Raw genomic sequence first — 18300 nt, forward strand, 5'->3', positions numbered from 1 at the left:
ACCTTGTCGGTCATCGCTGAGCCGCTCCCGTTGCAAGTTCCATGATCGCTTCCTGCCGCAGCGGCTCGCCCTCCGACGCCGTCACCTCGCCGGCAATGGTGCCGTCGCGCATCACCAGCACGCGGTCGGCGATGCCGATCACCTCCGGCAGTTCGCTGGAGATCATCAGGATGGCGATGCCTTTCTTGGCCAGGTTGTCGATCAGCCGATAGATTTCCGACTTCGCCCCGACATCGACGCCGCGGGTCGGCTCATCGAGGATGACGACCTGCGGCTCGGTTTCCAGCAGGCGGGCGAGCAGCACCTTCTGCTGGTTGCCGCCCGACAGCGAGCCGGCATTGGCCTGCACCGAGCTGGTGCGGATGGAGAGGTCTGACACCGCCTTGGCGGCGCGCTTTTCGGCAGCCGTGAAGTCGCGCAAACCGCCGGCCTTCGCGTCCTTTGCCAGCACGCCCATGCTGATATTGTCGGAGATCGACATGTCGAGAAACAGGCCAAGTTGCTTGCGGTCCTCGGTCAGATAGGCGATGCCGGCATCGAGCGCCTCGCTCGGCGAACCGATGGATATCGGTTTGCCGCCGAGCTCCAGCGTGCCTGATGTGTGCCTGTCGGCGCCGAAGATCAGCCGTGCCAGTTCGGTCCGGCCCGAGCCGACCAGGCCGGCCAGTGCCAGTACCTCGCCCTTGTGGAGGTCGAAGGAACAATTCTTTATGAGATTGCCGTCCGACATGCCGCGCACCGACAGCGCGATGGCGCGCTTGCTGTCCGGCGGACGGTGATCCTTCTTGTAGAACGTCGACAGATCGCGCCCGACCATCATCGATACCAGGCGCGAGGCGTTCAGGTCGGCGCGGTCGAGCGTGCCGACATAGCCGCTGTCGCGTAGCACGCTGACGCGGTCGGCGAGCTGGTAGACCTCTTCCATGCGGTGGCTGATGTAGATGATGGCGATGCCTTGCGACTTCAGCGTCGCGATCACCTCGAACAGCCGGTCGGTCTCACGCGAGGTCAGCGACGTGGTCGGCTCGTCCATGACGATGATGCGCGCATTGGTCGACAGTGCGCGGGCGATTTCCACCAGCTGTCGCTCGCCAAGCGACAGGCTTGCGACCGGACTGCGCGCCGAGAAGGTCACGCCGAGCCGCGCGATGATCTCGCTGGCGCGCCGATTGCACTGCTCGCGGTCGACAACGCCGAACCGTCGCGGCTCGTTGCCGAGAAAAATGTTCTGCGCTACCGACAGATTAGGCGCCAGCGACAGCTCCTGATAGATGACCGCAATGCCGGCGGCGCGCGCCTTGATCGGGTCGCCAGTCGCGGCCGGCACGCCGTCGATCAGGATTTCGCCGCCGGGGTCCGGCCGGTAGGCGCCGGACAGCACCTTCATCAGCGTCGACTTGCCGGCACCGTTTTCGCCCATCAGCGCGTGCAGCTCGCCGGCGTGAACGGTCAGCGACACATCGTGCAAGGCGCGGATCGCACCGAACGTCTTGGAGATGTGGCGCATCTCCAGCACCGGCTGGCGCACCGTCTCGATCCGGGCGGCGGCGCTCATCGCGCACCTCCTGCGGCTGCGCTGGCCACAGCCCGGTCGGCGGCAAGGCCGCGCCAGTCGTTGCGATAGCCGGCAAGGCCGCTGAAACTTGCCGCATGCACCGCCTCCGGCGCTTCAGTGGCAAACTCGCGCCCGACGCTTTCGAAGGCAAGTGCGGCAGCACCGGTGGCGCTGCCCTCCAGCGTTGCTCCCTGCAGGAAAGCCTGCCCGGGCCGCAACTGCGCCAGCAACGCGGCAAGCAGCCCGCCATTGTTCAGGCCGCCGTCGACGATCACTGTGTTGTCCGAATGGATCAGCTCGAGGCACAGATCGACCATCAGCGCGACATAGAGCAGCGCCATGGCCGCGCGTTCCTCGGCATTGGGCGTACGCCCGACCAGTTCGCCGCGGCGGTGCGGCATCGGGCCGCCGGGCGCGAAGCTCGGCAGCGCCATAATGCCGGCGTCGATCACCCGTTGTATCGATGACGGCGCGATTGCGCCCTGCCAGCCGGCGCTGATCGTGGCGAATTCGCGCCCGCCCATGAAGCGGACGGTTGGCACTGGGCCGCCATCGACATCGACATTGACCAGCATGTCGCGCTCGCCGTCGAGTGCGTCGAGCGGGCAGTCCGGATTGAGCACGACCACCCAGGTGCCGGTCGAGACCACGGTCACCGCCCCGAGCTGCTGCCGGCGGTAGGCATGGAGCGCGGCATTGCTGTCGTGGACGCCATTATGGATGGCGATTGGCTTCGCGGCCTGGCCGAAGCGCTGCTCGCCGATCACCGCGCCTGCACGCTCGAAGGCGGGCATCTGGCGGCGCCAGCCCTCGGCATCGACCAGCGAGCTGAAATCGCGTTTGCGCGGCGCCCATAAATGCGAGTGGCAGCCAAGATACGACACTTCCGATACCGGCCGGCCGCCAAACCGCCAGCTCCAATATTGGGGGTAGCCGAGGATCGATTTCGCTGTGGCGAAGGCACCGGGCTCCACCTCCTTCAGCCACAACATGTGGCGGCCGTAGTTGAAGCCAAGCGGCAGGCGCGGCGAAAAGGTCTCGGCAAAATCCGGAATGCGGCGGTCGATCTGCGCGGCGATTTCAGCTGGCGGTTCCTGCTCGTAATCGAGGATCGGATGCGTCAGCGCGGCTTCGTCGACCAACGCGAAGGTGCAGCCATGGCCGGATACCATCAGCCCTTCCACGCCATGCGTGTCGACTGCATCATCAACGGCGCGAGCCGCCCAGTCGTGCAGCGCTGGCTCGTCGAGCACGCTGAAGCCGCCTTTGCGGATCCAGCTCGGCTGGGTGCGGCGCTCGTCGAGGATCTGTCCGTCCTGGCCGAAGACGAACAGCTTCGAATTGGTCTTGCCGAAATCGAGGACGGCGATGTTCACTGGGCGCCTCCCGAGGAAGCCGCGATCCGCACCATGACGCCGGCATCTTCGAGCGTGCGGGCATCTGTCTCGGACAGGCCGTCATCGGTGACCAGCGTGCCGATCCGCGACAGCGGCAGTGCCACATTGCGCGCGTGGATCGACAGTTTTCGGCTGTCGGCCAGCACGACGATCTGGTCGGCGCAGAGGCTGAGCTCGACGATCGAGCGGACCAGCAGCGGGTGCGATTCCAGAAGGCCTTCCTGGCCGATGCCTTGCGCGCCGAGAAAGAACTTCGAGGCGTAGAACGGCACCGTCTGCGTCAGCGAATGGATGATGCCCGGCTCGCGGTGCAGTTCGCCGCCGGCGACGGTGAGGCTGCAATGGCCGTGGTCGCTGAGATAGGCCGCGAGCGGCATCGAGTTGGTGTAGAGCCGGATGTTGCGGTCCGCGAGCTTGACGCCGAGATGGAAGCAGGTCGAACCGCCATGCACGATGACCGCGTCGCCGTCGCGCACCATGGTGGCGGCGAGAGCGGCGATCTGCCGCTTGGCCTCGACGGCGAGGTCGCGGTTCTCGTCATAGGGCCTGGCATAGGCGACGCCGGCTTGCGAAGCGCCATCGAGCGCCGAGATGCCGCCATAGACCTTGCGCGCTTCGCCGGCCTCGTCGATCTTGTCGATGTCGCGCCGCACTGTCGCCGCCGACACGCCAAGCCGCTCCTGCAGCTCGCGCACCGATGCGAAAGGCCGGTCCCGCAAAAGCTCGACAATCTGGCGCTGGCGGCCGGAGTCGCTCAACCCTTACCTCCCAATGCGCTTGCCTCCCAAGCATTTTGCAGGGCATTGCCATTTTGCACGGCAATTGGTGCAACTTACTCAACACGCCTCGGATTGCAAGCCTGATCTGACGCGATAACATCACTGTTGACGTAACTTACTCGCATCTGCGATACCAGCGTCGGTCTTCGTCCCGGCACCGGGACGTCCAAAGCCGTGGCCACGCGGCCGGTTTGTGGAGGAATTTCGATGACGATCAGTGCGGATGCGCAGGAACTGGCAGCGCTGCAGTCGCTTTCGGCCGCCATCGGCAGCGACCCGCATCTGACCCAGGCCGCCGGCGGCAACACCTCGCTGAAAGCCGGCGACACCCTCTGGATCAAGGCCTCCGGCACCTGGCTGAAGGACGCGCTCATCGCCGACATCATGGTGCCGGTCGGCATCCCGCCATTGCTCGACGCCATCGAACGGCGCGACCCGGCCGCCGAACAGCCGCAGGCCTTCACTGTCGACGCCCTCAACGCGCGCGGCTTGCGCCCGTCGATCGAGACCACCGTGCATGCGCTGATGCCGCAGCGCATCGTTCTGCATGTTCACTGCGTCGAGACCATTTCGCTGGCCGTGCAGGCCGACTGCGAGGCCGAGGCCGCCAGGCGGCTCGACGGCCATCAATGGGCGTATATTCCCTATCGCCGGCCGGGACTGCCGCTCGCGCAGGGTATCGCCGAGCGCCTTCGGCCAGGCGTGGATATCCTGATCCTCGGCAATCACGGCCTGGTCGTTGCAGCCGAGACCGTCGCCGCGGCCGACATGCTGCTGCGGCGCGTGACACGACTGTTGGCGCGGCCGCCGCGCCAGGTGGCGGAACCGGACATCGCGGCATTGACGGCGCGCGCCGGCGACAGCGACTACAGATTGCCGGCGGACGTTGAGGCGCATGCGGTGGCGATCGACCCCGAAAGCTGCCGCATGGCTTCGGCTGGCAGCCTCTACCCCGACCACGTCATCTTTCTCGGCGAAGGCTCGGTCCTGGCGAGACCGGACGAGGGTGTGAAGCGCGTCATCGAGCGCTGCGGCGCCGCACCCGTGGCGATCCTGTTTCCTGGACTCGGCGTGTTGATGCGCGGCGACGCCGGCGCCGGTGCCGACGCCATGCAGCGCTGCCTTTCCGACGTGACAGCGCGGATCAATGTCGCGGCGAAGCTGAATTATCTGACAGCGGCGGAGAATAACGAGCTGATCAACTGGGACGCCGAAAAATATCGCCAGAAACTCAATGCCGGAGGCAGCTGACATGCCGCGTTCGTCTGGTCCGCTTGCCATCGGCATCGACATCGGCACATCCGGCGCGCGCGCCGTCGCCATGCGTCCGGACTTTTCAATTGCCGCGCATTCCGCTATTGCCCTCGAGCGATTTGGGCCGAACGGCCGCGACCCAGCCATATGGTGGGAGGCGGTCGGCGCGACGTTGGCGGAACTGCTCAAATGTATCGATCGCGCGGCAGTGCGCTCGATCGCCGTCGACGGTACGTCGGGCACGCTGCTGCCGGTCGACGGCGCCGGGCGGCCGCTGGCCGAACCGCTGATGTACAACGACAAGGTCGCTGACGACACTATCCTGACTGAAATAGCCGGCGCGGCACCGGCAACGAGCGCTGCACTTGGGGCGACCTCCGGTCTCGCCAAGGCGCTGTCTTTCCAGCACCTGCCCGGCGTCGCCACTGTGCTGCACCAGGCAGACTGGATCGCCGGACAGTTTTCCGGCCGCTTCGATGTCAGCGACGAGAACAACGCCCTGAAGACCGGCTACGACGTCGGGGCCCGGCACTGGCCGGACTGGATCGCGGCGACCGGCGTGCGCATGGAATTCCTGCCCCGCGTCGTGCGGCCGGGCGATGTCACGGACACGCTCACCGCCAGCGCTGCGAAAATGTTCGGCCTGCCGCGCGACGTGGTTATCGTTGCCGGCACGACGGATGGCTGCGCCTCATTCCTGGCGACCGGTGCGAGTGCCGCGGGCGACGGCGTTACCGCGCTCGGCTCGTCGCTGACCATCAAGATCCTCTCCGACCGGCCGATCTCGGCGCCGCAATTCGGCATCTACAGCCATCGGCTGGGTGACACCTACCTGGCGGGCGGCGCCTCGAACTCCGGCGGCAAGGTGCTGGCCCAGCATTTCCCCGTCGCCCGCATTGTCGAACTCAGCAAAAAAATCGACCCGGCGACGAAGACCGGCCTCGATTATTACCCGCTGCCGGCGCCGGGCGAACGCTTCCCCATAGCCGATCCGGCGCTGCCGCCGCGCCTCGAGCCGCGGCCCGCGGACGACGCCGACTATCTGAAAGCGATGTTCGAGGGTATTGCGGCGATCGAAGCGCTCGGCTATCGCCGGCTTGCCGAACTCGGCGCCCCCCGGCTGACATCGGTCAGGAGCGTCGGCGGCGGTGCGGCCAATCCGGCCTGGACAGCGATCCGGCAGCGCAAGCTTGGCGTCGCTCTCGTGCCGGCTCTTTCGGAGGAGGCCGCTGCCGGCACGGCGCGGCTGGCGCTGATGGGCGCAAGCGCAGCGGGGCTTTTATGACGGCCAAGGCAATTCAACACCTCGACGGCATCGCCGCGCTGACCGACCGCTATCAGGTGTTCCTGCTCGACCAATTTGGTGTGCTGCACGACGGCACCAGCGCCTATCCAGGTGCTGTCGAAGCGTTGTCGGCACTCAAGCGCGCCGGCAAGACCATCGTACTGATCTCGAATTCCGGCAAGCGGGCGCAACCCAATGAGCGCCGCCTGCTGAAGCTCGGCTTCGAACCGGGAAGCTGGGATCACTTTGTCTCCTCCGGCGAGGTGGCGTGGCGCTCCTTCCACCAAATGGCAGCATCCGGAGCCCTGCGCCCGCAGACAAAATGCCTGCTGATCCGCCGCGACAATGACCGTTCGGCTGTCGACGGCCTGCCCTTCGTCCTGGCCAAGGACGGCAACGATGCCGAACTGGTGCTGATTTCCGCCAGCGAGGGCGATCGCTACGACCTCGACCATTATCGCCGGCTTCTTGGTCCGGCGGCGGCGCGGCGGGTGCCATGCTTCTGCACCAATCCCGACAAGATCATGCTGACTGCCGTCGGCCCTCGCTTCGGCGCCGGCCGGCTCGCCGATCTCTATGAGAGCCTCGGCGGCAGCGTGGCGCGCATTGGCAAGCCCAATCCGCAGATATTCGAGGCAGCGCTGGCACTGGCGGGCCACCCGGAGCGCGACAGCGTGGTCTGCGTCGGCGACAGCGTCGAGCACGACATCGCCGGCGGCAACGGCGTCGGCGTCGCGACGACGCTGGTCCTGTCGGGCATATTGGCGGGGGCGCCTGACCTGGAGGACGTTTTCGCCACGCTGAACGCCCGTCCCGACTACATCGCGGATAGCTTCAGGTTTCGCTGAGTTGTTAAGGCGAGACAAAGCTAATCCAGGTTGAAACGCCCGATCACCGGCACATGGTCCGAGGGCCGTTCCCAGCCGCGCGCCGGCCGCAGGATTTCATAGCCGGCAAAATGCGGCACCAGGTTTGGCGACGACCAGACATGGTCGAGGCGGCGGCCGCGATTTGAGGCCTGCCAATCCTGGGCGCGATAGCTCCACCAGGTGTAGAGTTTCTCCTCGTAAGGCACATTGAGCCGCATCAGGTCGATCCAGTCGCCGGCGAGCCGCATTGCCTCGAAGTTTTCCGTCTCGACCGGCGTATGGCTGACGACATTGAGGAGCTGCTTGTGCGACCAGACATCGTGCTCGAGCGGCGCGATGTTGAGGTCGCCGACCAGGATCGAGCCGGAGTGCTCGTCATGCTCGGCGCGGACGGCGTTCATCTCGGCAACGAAATCGAGCTTGTGCTTGAACTTGCGGTTGACGGCCGGGTCGGGCTCGTCGCCGCCGGCCGGAACGTAGAAATTGTGCAGCAGGATCGTTTTGCCGCCGGCCTTGACGGTGACCGACAGATGCCGGCTGTCGTCGATCTCGCAGAAGCGGCGCTTTTCGACCACCTCGATCGGACGGCGCGCTATGGTCGCAACGCCGTGATAGCCCTTCTGGCCGTGGAAGGCGATGTGCTCGTAGCCGAGCTTGCGGAACGCCTTCTCCGGAAACAATTCGTCCGGAACCTTGGTTTCCTGCAGGCAGAGCACGTCCGGCGCCAGCGCGACCAGCAGGCGCTCGACGATCGGCATGCGCAGCCGGACGGAGTTGATGTTCCAGGTAGCGACGGAAAACGGCATGTGGGGTTCCGGACAACGCAAGATCCGCCGGATGGCTCCGACGGAAGTCAATCGCGGAAACTACTGCCAGCCGCGCACCGCAAAAACAAGCCGCCCGCACCAACGCGGAAAAGCCATCCAGCAGCAGTAGCAAGTTACCGCGTCTTGGTGTTCAGCTCGCGGTTCGCCGTATAGTCGATGGCGAAGGTGTCGGGGGCGAAGCTGACGCCCTCCTTGGTGTTGAAGATCATCACCGTCGTGTCCTTGCCTTGCGCATCGGTGATGGTCCACTGCCGCAATTCATAAGATTTCGGATCGAACATCATGGTGATCTTCGAATTGCCGAACACCGATTTGTCGGCAAGCTGGATGGTGGTGAGATCGTCCTCTTCCTTGACGCTTCTGACGCGCCCGCCCGACAGATCGATCTTGTCGTCGAGCAGCAGCTTCAGCGGCGTCTTCGACAGCGGATAGAGGTCGGAGGTCCGCAGCTTCTTGTTGAGGATGACCACCGACTTGCCGTCGGAAATCACCCTGAAATTCGAGGCGCCGTCGTAATTGAAGCGGATCTTGCCCGGCCGTTCCAGAAAGAACTTGCCGCCGGTCTGCTCGCCCTTGGGTCCGAACTGCACGAACTCGCCGCTCATCGATTTGACCGAGGAGAAATGATCGGCGATCTTCTGCGCCGTCGCCGGAACCGCTGCTTGCGCCGACGCCAGCAACTGGAAGCCGGGCACGAGGTTGGCGGCCGCCGCACCGGCCAGGACCAGGCCGAGGCCGAGCACCTGCCGGCGGGTTGGGGCGAAATCCCTGCTTGGGGCGAGAGTTGCGTTTTTCATGCCGGTCACCATCATCTGATTGCTTGCTCGTTATATTGGTCTGGCCCCCCAGTTGGGCTTAAGTTTGGCGGGCCGCACGGCGCCCGTCCGCTGCAACGCGCCAAAAGGTTCAAAGTTGCCGGCGCGGACGCGCTCTAGAACTTGTCGTCCTCCGTCGGCACCAGGATTTCGCGTTTTCCGGCATGGTTGGCCGGGCCGACAATGCCTTCCTTCTCCATCTTCTCGATGATCGAGGCGGCGCGGTTGTAGCCGATGCCGAGCCGGCGCTGGATGTAGCTGGTCGAGGCCTTGCCGTCGCGCAGCACCACCGCGACCGCCTGGTCGTAGGGATCGTCGGAATCCTCGAAATTGCCGCCGTCGCCGCCGCCACTGCCTTTGCCCGTCGGCTCGTCGTCATCCTTGTCGTCGTCCTCGGTGATGGCGTCGAGATATTCCGGCACGCCCTGCAGCTTCAGATGCGCGACAATTTTCTCCACCTCGTCGTCGGAGACGAAGGGACCGTGCACGCGCTGGATGCGGCCGCCGCCGGCCATGTAGAGCATGTCGCCCATGCCGAGCAGCTGTTCGGCGCCCTGCTCGCCCAGGATGGTGCGGCTGTCGATCTTCGATGTCACCTGGAAGGAGATGCGGGTCGGGAAATTCGCCTTGATGGTGCCGGTGATGACGTCGACCGACGGCCGCTGCGTCGCCATGATGACATGGATGCCGGCGGCGCGCGCCATCTGCGCCAGGCGCTGCACCGCGCCTTCGATGTCCTTGCCGGCGACCATCATCAAATCGGCCATCTCGTCGATGATGACGACGATGTAGGGCATCGGCTCGAGGTCGAGGTTCTCCGTCTCGTAGATCGCCTCGCCGGTTTGGCGGTCGAAGCCGGTCTGCACGGTGCGCGAGATCCTTTCGCCCTTTTTCTCGGCCTGCTGCACGCGCGCGTTGAAGCCGTCGATGTTGCGGACGCCGACCTTGGACATCTTGCGGTAGCGGTCCTCCATCTCCCGCACGGTCCATTTTAGCGCCACCACCGCCTTCTTCGGATCGGTGACGACCGGCGTCAGAAGATGCGGAATGCCGTCATAGACCGAGAGCTCCAGCATCTTTGGATCGATCATGATCAGCCGGCAGTCCTGCGGCGTCAGCCGGTAGAGCAGCGACAGGATCATGGTGTTGATGGCGACGGACTTGCCCGAGCCGGTGGTGCCGGCGACCAGCACGTGCGGCATTTTGGCGATGTCGACGATCACCGCCTCGCCATTGATGGTCTTGCCCAGCGCCAGCGCCAGCTTGGCCTTGGTGGTTTCGAAATCGCGGCTGGCCATGATCTCGCGCAAATAGACCGTCTCGCGCCTGGCGTTCGGCAATTCGATGCCGATCGCGTTGCGGCCGGGCACCACGGCGACACGGCAGGCGATGGCGCTCATCGAGCGGGCGATGTCGTCGGACAGGCCGATGACCCGCGACGATTTGATGCCGGGCGCCGGTTCCAGCTCGTAGAGCGTGACGACCGGACCCGGACGCACATGGATGATTTCGCCCTTGACGCCGAAATCCTCCAGCACGCCCTCGAGCAGGCGGGCGTTCTGCTCCAGCGCGTCCTTGGACAGGCTGGCGTCGCGCACCACGTTCTTTGGTTCCGACAGGAAGTGCAGCGACGGCATCTCGAATTTTTCCGAGCCGATCAGCGAAGTCTGCGCCTCGCGCTGGACGCGGGCGCCGGGGGCCGGCCGCGGCGCCGGCGCCTCGACGCGTGTCGCCGCGTCGGAACGGAAGTTCTGCACCTTGGCCGTCGGCGCGGCGCGGCGCTGGCCGGCCGGCTCGGGCGCGAAATCCATGTCGTCGTCATTGTCGTTATCGAAGACGTCGGCATCGTCAGGGTCGATCGAGGCACTGCGGTCGTTGACCATGGCGGCGAAGAATTCCGGCTCGACGCGGGCGCGCCCGCCCGGGCTCATCCGCGCCTCGGCGAACTCGGCCGATTCGACCCGTTCGGCCGCCCGCCGCCAGGCGCTGGGGCGCGGTTCCATCTCCGGCTCGAAATCGTCGCGCTCGCGCCGGCGCGCGGCGCGGCGGCGCAGATAGGCCCGCAGCGACAGCCACCAGTGGGTGATGGCGCCAAGCGCCAATATACCTTCGTCGCCCTCGTCCTCTTCATTGTCGAAAAGCAGGTCCTCCTGCGGATCGGGCACTGCAGGCTGTTCGAGGACGGCAAAGCCGTTCTTGCGCGAAATCAGCGCCGAGCCATACAAGAATACCCACAGCGCCGGCGCTGCCAGGAGCACGGCGAGCACGCTGGCGACGAGGCCGGTCGGATAGCCGCCGATGACCAGGCCCGGGATATTGAGCACCATGTCGCCGAAGACGCCGCCGAGGCCGGTCGGCAGCGGCCAGGTCTTGGGCGGCACCACGCAGCCGGCAATTGCCGCGCCAAGCAGCGAAAACCCGAACCAGGCCAGCGCCCGTTTCGGCAGCCGGTCGACGCCGCGCGCGGTAAACAGCAGAAATCCCCAGATCACCGCCGGCACCAGCGCCGCAACGGCGGCAAGTCCGAAGAACTGCATGGCAATGTCGGAAAAGACGGCGCCGGCATAACCCATTGCATTGGTGACGATATTGTCGGTGGCATGCGAAAAGCTCGGATCGGCGACGTTCCAGGTTGCAAGGGCGGCGACGCCGAAACCAACCAGAGCAAACAGCCCGGCACCGACCAGCCGCCCGACCTGGCGCCTCGCGAACGACCGGATGCCGTGCTCCGTATCGGCCAGCGCAAGCGGTGCTGAAGCCCCTGAACGCATGCTCTTCCTCGTCTGTCGTTGCCCGGCCGGGCGCGGACGCGCAACACGGCAGATTCGGCTGTCAGACTAGCGGCGGGAAGGTTAAGGGCGCATTAACCATGGGCATTCTGCGTCACCGGAACGGGCGACCGCCACCACAGTTCGGAGCCGCTGCGGCCGCTGTTTCACGTCGCCGGCGGATCGAGCACCTTGATCAAGCGACCGTGATCGAGCCATCACGGCCATCCGCGCGCAAAAAAGAGGCCCGGAAATCTTCCGGGCCTCAAGGCGTGAGCCCTTTCGGGAGCATCACGACGGGATCTTCCCGGCACCGGCAAAACGCCGGTACCAGCCAATACCTTTTTACGGCACCACTTCGCCGTGCTGGCTGATGTCGAGGCCTTCGACCTCTTCCGGGGTGGAAGGACGCAGGCCGACCAGCGCCTTGACGATGTAGAGGATCACGAAGCTCGCGATCGCCGTCCACAGGATGGTGAAGACGATACCGTAGAGCTGCTTGCCGACAGAGGCGCCCGAGCCGAGGCTGTTGATCGCCGGATCGGCGAGCACGCCGGTCAGCAATGCACCGATGATGCCGCCGATGCCGTGCACGCCGAATGCATCGAGCGAGTCGTCATAGCCGAACGCGTGCTTGAGCTTGACGGCCGAGACGTAGCAGAGCACGCCGGCGACGATGCCGACGATGAAGGCGCCGGTCGGATTGACGAAGCCGGAAGCCGGCGTCACCGCGACCAGGCCAGCGACGGCGCCCGAGATGATGCCGAGAACGCTCGGCTTCTTGGCGACGATCCATTCGGCGAACATCCAGGCGAGCGCCGCAGCAGCAGCGGCAACCTGGGTGTTCAGCATTGCGGCACCGGCAAGGCCGTCGGCGGCCAGTTCCGAGCCGGCGTTGAAGCCGAACCAGCCGACCCACAGCAGCGAAGCGCCGATGACGGAGTAGACGAGGTTGTGCGGCGCCATGTTGGTGGTGCCGTAGCCTTCACGTTTGCCGAGAACCAGCGCGCAGACCAGGCCGGCAACACCGGCATTGATGTGAACGACGGTGCCGCCGGCGAAATCGAGAACGCCGGCTGTGCCGAGGAAGCCGCCGCCCCACACCCAGTGCGCGATCGGGGCGTAGACCACCAGCAGCCACGCGCCCATGAAGATGAGCAGCGCCGAGAACTTCATGCGTTCGGCGAAGGCGCCGGCAATCAGCGCCGGCGTGATGATGGCGAAGGTCATCTGGAACATCGAGAAGACGAACTCAGGAATGTTCGCCACGCCCGGCAGCCACAGCGAGGAGGTGGTGATGCCGTTGTGGAAGAACTTCGAGAAGCCGCCGAGATAGGCATTCATGCCGCCGCCATCCGAGAAGGCCAGCGAGTAGCCGAACATGAACCACAGCACCGTCACCAGGCAGGTGATGGCAAAGCTCTGCATGATGGTGGCGAGCACGTTCTTTTTGCGCACCATGCCGCCATAAAACAGCGCCAGGCCCGGTATGGTCATCATCAGCACCAGCGCCGTCGAGGTCAACATCCAGGCTGTGTTGCCGGTGTCGAGCGCGGGCGCAGGGGCAGCCGGTGCCGCCGGTGCCGCTTCCTGCGCGAACGCAGCAACCGTGCCCAGTGCAGCGAGAGCGAGCGAACCTAAAACGGCCGCGCGTCCCGTTATCTTCAAGGTGGAAGGAATATTCATTGAACTCTCCATTGGAATACGTATCCGCAGCTCAAAGCGCGTCGGTGTCTGTTTCGCCGGTGCGAATGCGCACCGCCTGGTCGATGCCGAAAACGAAGATCTTGCCGTCGCCGATCTGGCCGGTCTTGGCCGCCGCAGTGATGGCTTCGACGGCCTTGTCGACTATGTCGACAGCGACCGCGACTTCGATCTTGATTTTCGGCAGGAAGCTGACCGCGTATTCCGCCCCGCGATAGATTTCCGTGTGCCCCTTCTGACGTCCGTAGCCTTTTACTTCGGTGACGGTCAGGCCCTGGATGCCGACTGCGGTGAGCGCCTCGCGCACCTCGTCGAGCTTGAACGGCTTTATGATTGCCATCACGATCTTCATAAGGTTTCACCCTTTGCTGTTGCGGGTCCCCGCGTTTGCACGACTTCGCCGATCCCCATGAGAGCCGGAGAGTGCCCGCTAGGATTCAAGCTCCGTGCCAATTGCCGAAGCAGGGTGTTAAGCTGTTGTTAAACAACGAAATCGAGAAGGTCTGGCAGCTGCCTGTTCACAGGCGCGGCAGTGCATATGCTTAAAAAATAGGCAAATTTCGAAAAATGCCTACTCCGCAGGCGGCCGCTTCAGCCGGATGAGTCCTTCTTGGGCAACCGAGGCGATCAAGGTGCCGTCGCGGGCAAACAGCGAGCCGCGGGTAAAACCACGCGATCCTTGCGTCGACGGGCTGTCTTGCGTGTACAGCATCCAGTCGTCGAGCGGATGGCTGCGGTGGAACCACATGGCGTGGTCGAGGCTGGCTGCCTGGATATCACGATCGAAAATGGCGCGGCCATGGGCAAAGGTCGAGGTGTCGAGCAGCGTCATATCCGAGAGGTAAGCGAGCACGGCCGCCTGCGTGGCGCGGTCGGCTGGCACCGGGCCGGTGGTGCGGATCCAGATGTTCTGCTTCGGCTCGAGCTTTTCCCGGCTGGTATAATGCTTCAGCATCACCGGCTTCATCTCGATCGGCCGGTCGCGCTCCCAATAGCGCTTGATGCCGTCGGGCACGGCTTCGCCGAACTTGCCCAGCAATTCGCGCTGCGACAGCAACGTGTCGGGCGCCGGCACGTCCTGCGGCATCGGCACCTGATGTTCCAGGCCGACCTCATCCTGCTGGAACGAGGCTTCCAGCGAAAAGATCGCCTGGCCGTGCTGGATCGCCACGACGCGGCGCGTGGTGAAGGAGCCGCCGTCACGGATGCGGTCGACCTCGTAAATGATAGGCACCTTGGTGTCGCCCGGCCGCATGAAATAGCCATGCAGCGAATGCACGTGGCGCTCGGGCTCGATCGTTCGCTGCGCGGCGACCAGCGCCTGGGCGATGGTCTGGCCGCCGAAGATGCGCTGCCAATCGAGCTTGGGGCTGCGACCACGATATAGGTTGTGTTCCAGCTGCTCGAGGTCGAGAATGCCGAGAAGCTCGTCCATGGCTGCCGTCATCTTGACCTCGCCGCAAAATTACCATGGCGGTTTCCGACAGGAACAGCGGGCAGTCAAGGGCGGAATGCCCGGCGACAGTCAGGCTGCGAAAGGAATTGCCCATGGTCGACAGCAAGAATTCGCTCGACGTTCTGGTCGCCGGCGCCGGTTATATCGGCTTGGCCGCCGCCGTGTCGCTGAAGCAGGCGCGGCCGAGCCTCGCCGTCGCCGTCGTCGATGCCGCGCCGGCCGGCGTCTGGCAGAAGGACGGCCGCGCCTCGGCGATTGCCGCCGCCGCGTGCCGCATGCTCGACCAGCTCGGCGTCTGGAACGAGATCGCGCCGGAGGCGCAGGCAATCACCGAAATGATTGTCACCGATTCGCGCACATCCGATCCGGTCCGCCCGGTGTTCCTCACCTTCGACGGCGAGGTCGCGCCCGGCGAACCCTTTGCGCATATGGTCGCCAACAAGGATTTGAACGGCGCCTTGCGCCGGCGCGCCGAACAACTCGGCATCGGCATCATCGAAGGCGTCGCCGTCAGCGCCTTCGACATCAACGGCGCCGGCATAACGGTGCATCTTGCCGACGGCGCGACGCTGAAGGCGCGGCTGCTGGTTGCCGCCGACGGCGTCAATTCGAAGCTGCGCGACATGGCCGGCATCAAGACGGTGAAATGGGAGTATGGCCAGTCCGGCATCGTCTGCACGGTGGCGCACGAGCGGCCGCACAACGGCCGCGCCGAAGAGCATTTCCTTCCCGCGGGCCCGTTTGCCACGCTGCCGCTCAAGCCGGGCAAGGACGGCACCAACCGCTCATCGATCGTCTGGGTCGAACGGTCGCAGGATGCCGAGAAACTGGTCAGTGGCGACACGCTGGTCCTGGAATATGAGCTCGAGCAGCGCTTTGGCCTCAAACTCGGCGAAATCCATATCGCCGACAAGCCCCGCGCCTGGCCTCTCGGGCTGACCATTGCGCGCGCCTTCGTCGCGCCGCGCATCGCCTTGGCCGGCGACGCCGCCCACGGCATCCACCCGATCGCCGGCCAGGGTCTCAATCTCGGCTTCAAGGACGTGGCGGCGCTGGCCGAAGTGGTGGTCGAGGGCGACCGGCTCGGCCAGGACATCGGCGCGCTCGACGTGCTCGAGCGCTACCAGCAATGGCGGCGTTTCGACACGGTGCAGATGGGCATCACCACCGATGTGCTGAACCGGATGTTTTCCAACGATTTCGGCCCGCTGCGCACTTTGCGCGACATCGGCCTCGGCCTTGTCGAACGCATGCCGCGGCTGAAGGGGTTCTTCATCCGCCACGCGTCGGGTCTGTCCGGCGACACGCCGAAACTGTTGAAGGGCGAGGCGATTTAGGCTTGGCAAGTGCGCGTCACTGGCCGTTCGGTCAGTTGACCTCGAAGCCCAGCTTCTGGCGCAGCCTGAGCATTCGCTGGTCGGAAATCTGCAGGCTTTGCCCACCCGCCTCCGCCACACGGCCGACCATCTGCAGCAGATCGTTCCTTTCAGCCGCGTCGAGGCGTTCGCGCAGGAACGGCGCCAGCTTGTCGATGACGACCGTGGCGTCGTCGATTTGCGAAGCCGCCCATTTGGCGTAGATCACCGCCTCATCGGTCTGCTTTTTATCGGCAATCTCCGAAATGACCGATTGAATGGCGGCTTCGCGTTGCGGCAGGATAGGACCGTTCTCGGAAACGATGGCGGTGATCAGCGTCGCGGCCGCCACGACCGGATCGTCGATCGCCGTCAGCGGCGAGAGTGCCGCCTGCTTGCGCAGCTTCTTGCGGCGCACATTGCCCTGCACGCGGCCAACGACGTCGGCAACCTCACGCGCCGCGTCGTTCATGATCTTCAGCCGGTACCACCAGAAGCCCGCTGCTCCGAGCAGGCCGATTGCTGCAATCAATATATGCATGCCCCGAAATCCCCCGATCTCGGCGACGATAGGAGAAGTATTGCTTCGCTTCAACACGCAAAAGTTGCGTCCGACGAAGAAAACGAAAGCCCATGCCAGTCGTTGGTCCCCGCCGCTCCGCGGAGGAACTTATCGAGACATCTCTATGACCCGGGCACCTTATAGATCGCCCGCACCTCGATCGTGCCGATTTCGGCCAGCGGAATCTCGCCCGCGATCTCCAGCGCCTCGTCGAGGCTCTCGGCCTCGATCATGACGAAACCGAGCAACTGCTCCTTGGTTTCGGCGAAGGGGCCGTCGGTGACCAGCCGCTTGCCCTTGCGCCTGCGAACGGTTTTCGACGTTTTCACCGATTGCAGCGCCTGCGCGATGATCAGCATCCCGCGTTGGTCCAATGACCGGTCATGGGCCATCGAATCGGCGTCGAGCTTGGCCAGCCTCTCGGGCGTCATTGCGTAGAGATCTTTTTCTTCACCATAAACCAGGCAAACATACTTCATTTTTATCTCCATTCCTGGCTTGAAGCCGAAGACGAGGCTACGGAAATCTCCGCGGAGCCCTTGCCTGCCGCAGAATCGAGACCGGCCGCAGCATAGTCGAGAAGAGATACCGCAATCCCGATAATGGCAATCGCCGCAAGCAATCGGCCGAAGCCGGAAGGCTGCAGGCGCGACCAGTCGGCTTGTTGTTCACCGGCCCTGTAGCCGGTGCTTGTGCAGTGAGCAGAAAACAGGTTGTTCATGTGGTCCTCCATCCGGCCACCAAGTCCATGGCCGCCCGCAGGACGGCCGGGACAGATGGAAGTCGACATTTTTGCACGCGTATTTTTTTCGAATTTTTTTTCGCTCGACATGATGTGTCACGCTGCCGCCGATACGAAAGCGTGGGTGGCCTTCGCTCCGGCGCGCGCTATAGTCGACTGGATGCCGATCACGGGCTCAATCACGACAATCAAGGAGGAATTGATGGACCGCACCGCCAACGCCGTTTGGAAAGGCAGTTTCAAGGAAGGCAAAGGCACGCTCGATACACAGAGCGGGACGCTGAAGGGCACGCCCTATTCCGCCAAGATGCGTTTCGAGGACGAGAGCGGCAAATCCGGCACCAACCCGGAAGAGCTGATCGCCGCCGCCCATGCCGGCTGCTACGCCATGCAGCTTTCGCATTTTCTCGCCGAGAACGGCACTCCGGCCGCCGAACTCGACGCCAAGGCCGTGGTAACGCTGGTTCCCGGCACCGGCATCACCGGCAGCGCGATCACCCTGGTCGGCAAGGTACCGGGCATCGATGCCGCCAAGTTCAAGGAATTGGCCGAGAAGGCCAAGGCCGAATGCCCGGTCTCGAAAGCGCTCGGCGCCATCAAAGTATCGCTCGACGCTAGGCTCGGGTGAGGGAGCTTTTATGCCTGATAGATTCCAACTGGTGTTGGAGTCCATCAATTGTTGAAGTCGGCGCCGCCCCTCATTGCCCTGCCGGGCATTTCTCCCCGTAAGTGACGGGGAGAAAGAAGCTGGCCGCAGCTGCGGCACTCTTCTTGCAACGTTGATGATTGACGAAACCGTCGAAGAGCGTCCCTCTCCTCGTCCCTATACGAGGGCTTTGCACGGGAAGCGAAATCCTGGTTGGTGAGTTAATGGGGCTTTTTTGAAGGCCGGGAAAGCAGTTTTCGACGGCTTGGTATGGCATCGACCGGCA

At 64.5% G+C, this 18300-nt stretch carries 17 protein-coding genes; 5 read left to right on the forward strand and 12 right to left on the reverse strand.

Annotated features, from left to right (window positions below):
* Positions 1 to 10: 10 nt before the first annotated feature.
* Genes NKI54_RS25355 through NKI54_RS25365 form a run of 3 tightly spaced genes read right to left on the reverse strand, consistent with a single transcriptional unit; the run spans position 11 to position 3710 of the window.
* Positions 11 to 1555, reverse strand: coding sequence for a sugar ABC transporter ATP-binding protein (locus tag NKI54_RS25355; protein WP_352638292.1), 1545 nt, complete (start codon positions 1553 to 1555; stop codon positions 11 to 13).
* Positions 1552 to 2931 carry an FGGY-family carbohydrate kinase gene (locus tag NKI54_RS25360; protein WP_352692617.1) on the reverse strand — a complete coding sequence of 460 codons (1380 nt, stop codon included), beginning with the start codon at positions 2929 to 2931 and terminating at the stop codon, positions 1552 to 1554. Before NKI54_RS25360 ends, NKI54_RS25355 begins: the two co-directional genes overlap by 4 nt.
* The gene (locus NKI54_RS25365; protein ID WP_352638296.1) at positions 2928 to 3710 is read right to left on the reverse strand and encodes a DeoR/GlpR family DNA-binding transcription regulator; all 783 of its coding nucleotides are present in this window, start codon (positions 3708 to 3710) and stop codon (positions 2928 to 2930) included. The genes NKI54_RS25360 and NKI54_RS25365 overlap by 4 nt, the downstream gene beginning before the upstream one ends.
* 228 nt (positions 3711 to 3938) lie before the next feature.
* On the opposite strand from NKI54_RS25365, the gene NKI54_RS25370 reads away from it, so the two are divergent.
* The 3 genes from NKI54_RS25370 to NKI54_RS25380 are packed head-to-tail and all read left to right on the forward strand — an operon-like array spanning position 3939 to position 7118.
* The gene (locus tag NKI54_RS25370) at positions 3939 to 4982 is read left to right on the forward strand and encodes a class II aldolase/adducin family protein (protein WP_352638298.1); all 1044 of its coding nucleotides are present in this window, start codon (positions 3939 to 3941) and stop codon (positions 4980 to 4982) included.
* Position 4983: 1 nt separating this feature from the next.
* Complete coding sequence (locus NKI54_RS25375; protein WP_352638300.1) at positions 4984 to 6270, forward strand: FGGY-family carbohydrate kinase; 1287 nt, start codon at positions 4984 to 4986, stop codon at positions 6268 to 6270.
* On the forward strand, positions 6267 to 7118 hold the full coding sequence (locus tag NKI54_RS25380) for a TIGR01459 family HAD-type hydrolase (RefSeq protein WP_352456310.1): 852 nt from the start codon (positions 6267 to 6269) through the stop codon (positions 7116 to 7118). The genes NKI54_RS25375 and NKI54_RS25380 overlap by 4 nt, the downstream gene beginning before the upstream one ends.
* A gap of 20 nt (positions 7119 to 7138) precedes the next feature.
* On the opposite strand, the gene NKI54_RS25385 is transcribed toward NKI54_RS25380, so the two are convergent.
* The 6 genes from NKI54_RS25385 to tesB form a co-directional block, all read right to left on the reverse strand.
* Positions 7139 to 7945, reverse strand: a complete 807-nt coding sequence (locus NKI54_RS25385; protein WP_352692618.1) for an exodeoxyribonuclease III — start codon at positions 7943 to 7945, stop codon at positions 7139 to 7141.
* Between the two features lie 134 nt (positions 7946 to 8079).
* Entirely contained in the window at positions 8080 to 8763 is a 684-nt protein-coding gene (locus NKI54_RS25390) for an outer membrane lipoprotein carrier protein LolA (RefSeq protein ID WP_031213172.1), read from the reverse strand.
* A 134-nt stretch (positions 8764 to 8897) separates the two neighbouring features.
* Positions 8898 to 11552: an FtsK/SpoIIIE family DNA translocase gene (locus tag NKI54_RS25395; protein ID WP_352638303.1), complete on the reverse strand. Its 2655-nt coding sequence runs from the start codon at positions 11550 to 11552 to the stop codon at positions 8898 to 8900.
* 342 nt (positions 11553 to 11894) lie between these two features.
* Positions 11895 to 13217 carry an ammonium transporter gene (locus NKI54_RS25400; protein ID WP_031212694.1) on the reverse strand — a complete coding sequence of 441 codons (1323 nt, stop codon included), beginning with the start codon at positions 13215 to 13217 and terminating at the stop codon, positions 11895 to 11897.
* Between the two features lie 49 nt (positions 13218 to 13266).
* Positions 13267 to 13605 carry a P-II family nitrogen regulator gene (locus NKI54_RS25405; protein WP_352638305.1) on the reverse strand — a complete coding sequence of 113 codons (339 nt, stop codon included), beginning with the start codon at positions 13603 to 13605 and terminating at the stop codon, positions 13267 to 13269.
* Positions 13606 to 13824: 219 nt separating this feature from the next.
* Positions 13825 to 14700 (reverse strand): acyl-CoA thioesterase II, encoded by an 876-nt coding sequence (gene tesB / locus NKI54_RS25410; protein WP_352578118.1) that lies wholly within the window; start codon positions 14698 to 14700, stop codon positions 13825 to 13827.
* Positions 14701 to 14801: 101 nt separating this feature from the next.
* On the opposite strand from tesB, the gene NKI54_RS25415 reads away from it, so the two are divergent.
* Positions 14802 to 16046 carry a ubiquinone biosynthesis hydroxylase gene (locus tag NKI54_RS25415; RefSeq protein WP_352578117.1) on the forward strand — a complete coding sequence of 415 codons (1245 nt, stop codon included), beginning with the start codon at positions 14802 to 14804 and terminating at the stop codon, positions 16044 to 16046.
* A gap of 31 nt (positions 16047 to 16077) precedes the next feature.
* Here the strand turns inward: NKI54_RS25415 and NKI54_RS25420 are convergent, their stop codons facing one another.
* The 3 genes from NKI54_RS25420 to NKI54_RS25430 all read right to left on the reverse strand — a co-directional run bounded on the left by NKI54_RS25420 (position 16078) and on the right by NKI54_RS25430 (position 17347).
* Positions 16078 to 16605, reverse strand: coding sequence for a hypothetical protein (locus NKI54_RS25420; RefSeq protein ID WP_352578116.1), 528 nt, complete (start codon positions 16603 to 16605; stop codon positions 16078 to 16080).
* A gap of 143 nt (positions 16606 to 16748) precedes the next feature.
* Positions 16749 to 17105 (reverse strand): YciI family protein, encoded by a 357-nt coding sequence (locus tag NKI54_RS25425; RefSeq protein WP_352450152.1) that lies wholly within the window; start codon positions 17103 to 17105, stop codon positions 16749 to 16751.
* 2 nt (positions 17106 to 17107) lie between these two features.
* On the reverse strand, positions 17108 to 17347 hold the full coding sequence (locus tag NKI54_RS25430) for a hypothetical protein (RefSeq protein ID WP_031212700.1): 240 nt from the start codon (positions 17345 to 17347) through the stop codon (positions 17108 to 17110).
* Between the two features lie 223 nt (positions 17348 to 17570).
* Here NKI54_RS25430 and NKI54_RS25435 point away from each other — a divergent pair, with 223 nt between their 5' ends.
* Positions 17571 to 17996, forward strand: coding sequence for an OsmC family protein (locus NKI54_RS25435; protein WP_031212702.1), 426 nt, complete (start codon positions 17571 to 17573; stop codon positions 17994 to 17996).
* Positions 17997 to 18300 lie beyond the last annotated feature (304 nt).

Source organism: Mesorhizobium sp. M0663 (assembly GCF_040320585.1).
In the GTDB taxonomy this organism is placed as follows: Bacteria; Pseudomonadota; Alphaproteobacteria; order Rhizobiales; family Rhizobiaceae; genus Mesorhizobium.